Annotated in this window: 5 protein-coding genes; all 5 read left to right on the forward strand. The window is 61.7% G+C overall.

What is annotated here, in order from left to right; all coding sequences use genetic code 11:
- Positions 1-761, forward strand: a 761-nt coding sequence (locus tag ACE3OH_RS18295) for a PP2C family serine/threonine-protein phosphatase (RefSeq protein ID WP_374356536.1), incomplete at its 5' end; no start/stop codon positions are given.
- Positions 762-784: 23 nt separating this feature from the next.
- Positions 785-1513, forward strand: coding sequence for an FHA domain-containing protein (locus ACE3OH_RS18300; RefSeq protein ID WP_374356539.1), 729 nt, complete (start codon positions 785-787; stop codon positions 1511-1513).
- Between the two features lie 14 nt (positions 1514-1527).
- Positions 1528-3741, forward strand: a complete 2214-nt coding sequence (locus tag ACE3OH_RS18305; protein WP_374356542.1) for a CHASE2 domain-containing protein — start codon at positions 1528-1530, stop codon at positions 3739-3741.
- An 11-nt stretch (positions 3742-3752) separates the two neighbouring features.
- Positions 3753-4520, forward strand: a complete 768-nt coding sequence (locus ACE3OH_RS18310) for an MBL fold metallo-hydrolase (protein ID WP_374356545.1) — start codon at positions 3753-3755, stop codon at positions 4518-4520.
- 11 nt (positions 4521-4531) lie between these two features.
- The coding region (locus ACE3OH_RS18315; RefSeq protein WP_374356547.1) for an ATPase, T2SS/T4P/T4SS family at positions 4532-5941 on the forward strand (1410 nt) is incomplete at its 3' end.

The following is a 5941-nucleotide window of genomic DNA, read 5'->3' on the forward strand; positions in this document are numbered from 1 at the left end:
AAGATGCCATTGCCTTTGATGTCGACGGTGGATTTGCGGTGCTGGCAGACGGCATGGGCGGCTACAACGCCGGCGAAGTGGCCAGCGGCATTGCCACCACCCTGCTGAGCCAAGGGGTGAAGGCCGCCACCGAAATCATGGCGCCGCACAGCCCCGAGCCCATGAGCGGCAAACCGGCCGCCCACCGCATCCTGCGGCTGGAGATCGAAAAAGCCAATCTGGCGATTTTCCAGACTGCACAAAGCCAGCCGCAATGCGCCGGCATGGGCACCACCCTGGTAGCCGCGCTGTTTTACGATAACCGGCTGACCGTGGCCCATGTCGGCGATTCGCGCGTTTACCGGCTGCGCGGCGACGACTTCGGGCCGATCACCAAGGATCATTCCCTGCTTCAGGAGCAGCTCGATAGTGGCATGATCACGCCCGAGCAGGCCAAGCTGTCGCAGAACAAGAATCTGGTTACCCGCGCGGTCGGCATCGACCCGCAGCTCGATCCGGAATTGAACGACTTCGAGGTACAGGTAGGCGACGTTTACCTGATTTGCTCCGACGGTCTCAACGACATGATCGACGACGAGGAAATTGGTCTGGTACTGTCCACGGTCAGCACCAATCTGCCGCTTGCCGCACAGCAGTTGATACAGATGGCGAATGACAATGGCGGACGCGACAATGTGTCGGTCATACTGATACGCATCAACCGGGATTTTGCCGCCGAAACCAGCCTGTGGAAAAAGCTGTTTGGCTGGTTGGCCCGTTAGGCACTGAACATAGGACTACAAGCATGACGACCAAAATCATCCTGAGCCTCGACGGCAATGTGCTGCGCGAAGTGGTGCTCGACCATGAAAAGCTGACGATAGGTCGCAAGGCACACAATCACCTGCAGATCGACAATCTGGCGGTCTCTGGCGAACATGCCGTGATCACCACCATCCAGAACGACTCCTTCCTGGAAGATTTGCAGAGCACCAATGGCACCATGGTCAATGGCCAGCCGGTGCAAAAGCACTTCCTGCAAGACGGCGACGTGGTGGAGATCGGCAAGTACAAGCTCAAATATGTGCGCGAGGGCGCCGCCAAGGGGCATCCGCAGGAAGACTTCGAGCGCACCATGGTGATCCGGCCCGGCGCCAAGCCAGCACCCAAGCCTGAACCCGCCTTCAAACCGGGCGATACGCATACCAGCATCGATGCACCCACCGTGCAGGCCCCGCTGCTGCAGCAGACCGAAGCCCCGGCTGCCGAAGCACGCGCCGCCGCCATCCAGGTGCTCAATGGCGCCAATGCCGGCAAATCGCTGGAATTGACCAAAAACCTTACCTCGCTGGGCAAACCCGGCGTGCAGGTTGCCATCATTACCCGCCGCCCCAATGGCTATTTCCTCACCCATGTGGAAGGCCCGAGTCGCCCCTTGGTCAATAGCGAGCAGATCGGCGTGCAGGCCCATGAATTGCATGATCACGACGTGATCGAGCTGGCCGGCATCAAGATGGAATTTTTCTACAAATAGCGGTTTGCGCCGGCATGTCCACACTGCGCAAGCATTGGTTGCAATTGCTGATCGGCTGCGCAGTGCTGCTGTTTGCGCTGGGCTATGCGGGGCGCTATTGGCGCCCCGCCTGGCTCGAACACCTGGATTGGCGGCTGTACGATGCGCGCATCCAGCTCACCATGCCGCAAGGCATCGATCCGCGCGTGGTGATTGTCGACATCGATGAGCGAAGCCTGGCCGAGATCGGCCACTGGCCATGGCGCCGCAATATCCTGGCTGATCTTGTCCGGCAATTGACCGGCACCTACCAGGCGGGCGTGGTCGGCTTCGATATGGTGTTCCCCGAGGCGGACGACAGCTCGGGCCTGCCTGCCCTGCAAACACTGGCGAGTGGCCCGCTGGCCGATGATGCGCCATTCCAGGAAGCATTCCGCTCACTGAGCCCCAGCCTGGATTACGACGCCCGCCTTGCCGACAGCCTGCGTGGCGGCAGGGTGGTGCTTGGCTACTACTTTTCCTTCGCGCCCGGCGCCAGCCAGCGCGGCGCCTTGCCGTCGCCTGCCCTGCGTAGTTTCCCGCCCGGCGCACCGGGCCCGCTGCGCGCCAGCGGCTACGGCGCCAATCTGCCGATCTTGCAGAACGCCGCAGGCGTGGCCGGCCATTTCAATACCGATCCAGACCCCGATGGCGTCAGCCGGCGCCAGCCCTTGCTGATCGACTTCAACGGCCAGCACTACGAGGCCTTGTCGCTCGCCATGGTGCGTCGCTATCTGGGCCAGGCGCCATTGCAGCCGCAGCTGGGCGAGACCGCGGGCTATCGCGCCCTGGAAAGCCTGAAAGCCGGCCCGCTGCGCCTGGCGGTAGACGAGCGCGCGCGCGCCCTGGTGCCCTATCGCGGCAAGCAGCACAGCTTTCGCTATCTGTCTTCCGTCGACATCCTGCGCGGCAAGGTCGACGCCGCCGCGCTCAAGGGACGCCTGGTTCTGATCGGCACCACCGCGCCCGGCCTGCTTGATCTGCGCGTTACCCCGGTGGATGGCGCCTACCCCGGCGTGGAAGTGCACGCCAACCTGATCGCTGCCATGCTCGATGGCGAGCTACCCGCGCAGCCCGGCTATCTGCAAGGCGCCGAAACCCTGTGCCTGCTGCTGGCTGGTGGCGTGCTGCTACTGGCCCTGCTGCGCCTGAAGCCGCTGGCCGCTACGCTATTCACCCTTGCCCTGCTGGCCGGCGTTGTCCTCACCAATCTGGCGCTGTGGCAATACGCCAAGCTGGCCATGCCACTGGCCGCCGGTGTGCTGACCTTGCTGCTGCTCTACGCCAATGCCATGGTATGCGGCTATTTCTTTGCCACGCGCAACAAGCTGCAGATGACCCGCCTGTTCGGCCACTATGTGCCGCCCGAGCTGGTCGCCAAAATGAGCGAAGCGCCGAAAAAGTATTCGATGGAAGGGCAAAGCCGCGAGCTGACCGTGCTGTTTTCCGACGTGCGCGGCTTTACCTCGATAGCCGAGCGCATGGAGCCGCGCGAGCTGGCGCACTTTATGAACCAGTTTCTCACCACCTTGTCGGCGGTGATCCACGACCAGTTTCTCGGCACCATCGATAAATACATCGGCGACTGCATCATGGCCTTCTGGGGCGCACCGGTAGATGACCCGGAGCATCCGCGCCATGCGGTGCTGGCCGCATTGCAAATGCACAAGGCCGTTGCCGAACTGAATCCGCGCCTGCAGGCACAAGGCTGGGAGCCGATCAGCATCGGCATCGGCATCAATAGCGGCCGCATGACGGTAGGCGATATGGGCTCGCAGATCCGGCTGGCCTACACGGTGATGGGCGACGCGGTAAACCTCGCATCGCGCCTGGAGAGCCTCACCAAGTTCTACGGCGTCGGCATTATCGTCGGCGAAACGACCCGGCAAGCTTGCGGCAATGCCATTGTGTTCCGCGAGCTGGACCGCATCCGCGTGCTGGGCAAATCGAGCGCGGTACGCATCTACGAGCCGATTGGCGAAGCGGACCAGCTCGATGCGGCCAGCCAGTCGCATATCGAGCAGTTTGGTCGTGCCTTGGCGCTATTTCGCCAGCAACAATGGGATCAGGCAGAAATGCAGCTGATCAACCTGCACCATAGCGACCCTGCTACCCTCGTGTATCAGGTCTATCTCGATCGTATCCGCGAATTCCGTCAGAATCCCCCGCCGGCTGGCTGGGACGGCGTTCACGATTTCGAGCACAAATAGGCGGAGGAAGGATGCGTCTCAAAGTACTGGGTTGCAGCGGCGGAATTGGTGGCGGACAACGCACCACTTCGTTTTTGCTGGGCCGCCACACCCTGCTCGATGCCGGCACCGGCGTGGGCGACCTGTCGATTGCCGAATTGCAGCAGATCGACCACCTGTTCCTTACCCATGCCCACCTCGACCATATCTGCATGCTGCCGCTGCTGGTCGATACCGTCGGGCCGCTGCGCGACAGCCCCTTGCTGGTGTATGCCAGTAGCGCCACCCTGGCCACCCTGCGCCAGCATGTATTCAACTGGCACATCTGGCCCGACTTCAGCGAAATCCCCAGTGCCGAGGCGCCGTTCCTGCGCTTTGTGGCCATGGAAGAAGGCGAATCGTTCACCCCCGAACCCGGCCTCACCCTCACCGCCCTGCCGGCGGTACATACCGTGCCGGCAGTCGGCTACCGCATCGATTCAAGCAAACACAGCGTGGTATTTACCGGCGACACCACCATCAATGATGCGTTCTGGCCCATCGTCAACCAGATTAACTCACTGAAGGCGCTGATCATCGAAACCGCCTTCTGCAATCGCGAGCGCGCCGTGGCCGAGGCGTCCAAACACCTGTGCCCTGCGATGCTAGCGAGCGAGCTGGCACGGCTGGAGCGCGATGCCGATATCTTTATCACCCACCTCAAACCCGGCGAGATCGAGCTGACCATGCAGGAAATCGGCGAAGACGCCGGGCGCTACCGGCCTAGAATGCTCAAGAACGGCCAGATCATCGACTTCTGAACGGCACACCCATGACCCAGCCTCTCGCCCCCGCACCGGAAGTCAGCATCGAGCTGCAATTTAGCCGCGACTTGCAGGTGGTCACCAACAAGATCCACGCCACCAGCAATATCGAAGAGATCATGCTGGAGGTCAGCCAGTCGATTTGCGAGCTGTTTCATGCCGACCGCCTGACCATTTATGTGCTGAATGAAGAAAAAAACGCCATCGTCTCCAAGCTCAAGACCGGGCTGAATTCCTTCAAAGACCTCAAGCTGCCGATCACCGAGCAGAGTATTGCCGGATATGCCGCCATGGCGCGCCAGCTGGTCAATATCAAGGATGTATACGACGAAGCCGAGCTCAAGGCAGTCCATCCGCAGCTGCGCTTCTTGCAGGAAGTAGACAAGCGCACCGGTTATCGCACCAAGCAGATGATGGTGGCACCGATTGTCGATGAAAAATCGGGCGAGATGCTGGGCGTGGTGCAGCTGATCAATAACCGCGCCGGCCGGCCGTTTCCGCTGCTGATGGAAAAAGGCGCCACCGAGCTGTGCAAGACGCTGGCCATTGCCCTCAAGCTGCGCAGCAAGCAAGGCGGCGCCTTTGTCGCGCGCACCCGCTATGACTATCTGGTGTCCGAAGGGGTGCTGTCAGCGGCAGAGCTGGAACTGGCCATCAAGGGAGCGCGCGAGCACGGCATGGACGTGGAATCGCTACTGCTCAAGGAATTCCGGGTCAACCCGGCCCAGCTGGGCGCCTCGCTATCGCGCTTTTTCGGCGTGCCGTATGAGCCGTTCAGGGCCGACCGCATCAAGCCGATCGACCTGCTCAAGCCGATCAAGCGCGACTTTGCCGAAACCGCGCTATGGCTGCCGCTGGAGGAGAACAAGGACGGCATCGTGCTGCTCAGCTCCGACCCGGAACACGCGCGCGCCAGCGGCATGCCGGCCCAGGTCTACCCGGGCAAGCGCCTCGGCTACCGGGTATGCAGCCAGACCGAATTCAACCAGCAGCTCGATCTGTATTTCGGCGCCGCCGGCAACTTCGATAGCGGCAGCATTGGCGACCTGCTGTCGGGCATGGCCGACGACGAGGGCGAGAGCGACAGCATCAGCAGCGAGGCGCTATCGCTGGCCGAGGACAACGAGATCGTCAAGCTGGTCAACAAGATCATCATCGATGCCTACAACCTCGGCGCTTCCGATATCCATATCGAGCCCTTCCCCGGCAAATCGAAAACCGAAATCCGCTTTCGCCGCGATGGCTCGCTGCAGCCCTATATCGAGGTGCCATCGGCTTATCGCGACCCCATCGTCACCCGGCTGAAGATCATGTGCGATCTCGATATCTCCGAGCGCCGCAAGCCGCAGGACGGCAAGATCAAATTCAAGAAATACGGCCCGCTCGATATCGAGCTGCGCGTCGCCACCATCCCCACC

It is taken from the genome of Chitinimonas sp. (assembly GCF_041904975.1).
Classification (GTDB): domain Bacteria; phylum Pseudomonadota; class Gammaproteobacteria; order Burkholderiales; family Chitinimonadaceae; genus Chitinimonas.